General features: G+C 68.2%; 1 protein-coding gene and 1 pseudogene. One reads left to right on the forward strand and one right to left on the reverse strand.

Going from position 1 to position 1,142, the window contains the following annotated elements; all coding sequences use genetic code 11:
• A partial coding sequence (locus C1I95_RS34035; RefSeq protein ID WP_233514074.1) for an STAS domain-containing protein occupies positions 1 to 484 on the forward strand: 484 nt, incomplete at its 5' end.
• Between the two features lie 35 nt (positions 485 to 519).
• Here the strand turns inward: C1I95_RS34035 and C1I95_RS34040 are convergent.
• Positions 520 to 711 (reverse strand): annotated as a pseudogene (locus C1I95_RS34040) (IS5/IS1182 family transposase); the annotation flags it as partial.
• Positions 712 to 1,142 lie beyond the last annotated feature (431 nt).

Below are 1,142 nucleotides of genomic sequence, written 5' to 3' on the forward strand. Positions count from 1 at the left end.
CCCTTCAAGCGATTCCTGTGTGCAGTTGGGCTGGAGGAACACAATGGCTCCCGAATATTCGTCTCTGAACGCCCTCGCACAGCTACCCATCGACACAAGTTGCCCATCGCCACCGACGGCCCGGCTCGGCGTGGCCGGCGAGGTCGACCTGGCAACCGCGCCGGTACTCCGCGACAAGCTGCTCACCCTGTTGCGGGATCAAGGTCCCGCGGTCCTCGTCGTGGACCTCGCCGGAGTTACTTTTCTGGACTGCGCCGGCGTCAGCGCGCTCGTCGGCGTGCGCAACGCCGCTGGCAAGACTGGATGCCAGATGCGGATCACCCGCCCGCAACCCTTCGTCCGCCGCGTCTTGGAGGTGACCGGGCTGCTCGGGATCTTCACCGCCCCCATCGAGCAGCGCCTTCCCGCAAGATCGGAATATCCGTCCCGGGCGAGGCCCGCCCCTGCGGTCGCGGAGCCACCCGGCGTGGTGGTTGCCGCCTGACGGGCGTATCCACGGACCGGCTCACTGAGCGTTCTTCAACTGTGGTAGATCGGGTTCTCGACGTGGTGGAGGGCGAGGATGGCCTGCACGATCGTGGTTGCGCGGTGTGGGCAGCAGCGCAGTCGGGCGAGGGCTTTCCCGGTCTTCATTGTGGCGATGGCGCGTTCGCCGAGGGCGCGGACGGGGGCGTGGGATCGGTTGACGGCTTGTTGCCGCTTCCTTGGTCGATCGCTGTCCTACCGGGAGCCTTACCTCAAACCCGCTGCCGGGGCACCCGAACCCATCCCTACCAGCGCAAAGCAAGTTGAAAGGGCTCATTCTGGAACGCCGTCAGAGCTTGCGCTGCCCCCGACATCCTTGCCGATCTTGCCATATCTGGAGGGGCCCGGCCGGCGGGTCACCGGCCGGGCCTCCCGATCAGGACCTGCGTGTTCGATAGCGGGAGAGGAAGAACATGAGCGCGCCGAGGGCGACCATGACACTTCCCGTGCCCGTCAGGACTGGAAGCCGGCTGCTACCGGTTACCGGCAGGATTCCGTGCTTGCCGCCAGGGCCGCCAGGCGGGCCAGACGGGCCGGCCGGCCCTGGGGCACCGGGACTACCAGGCGGGCCAGCCGGCCCTGGGGCGCCGGGACTGCCTGGGGCGCCGGGGCTACCT

This window comes from Micromonospora craterilacus (genome assembly GCF_003236315.1).
GTDB classification, from domain to species: Bacteria; Actinomycetota; Actinomycetes; order Mycobacteriales; family Micromonosporaceae; genus Micromonospora; species Micromonospora craterilacus.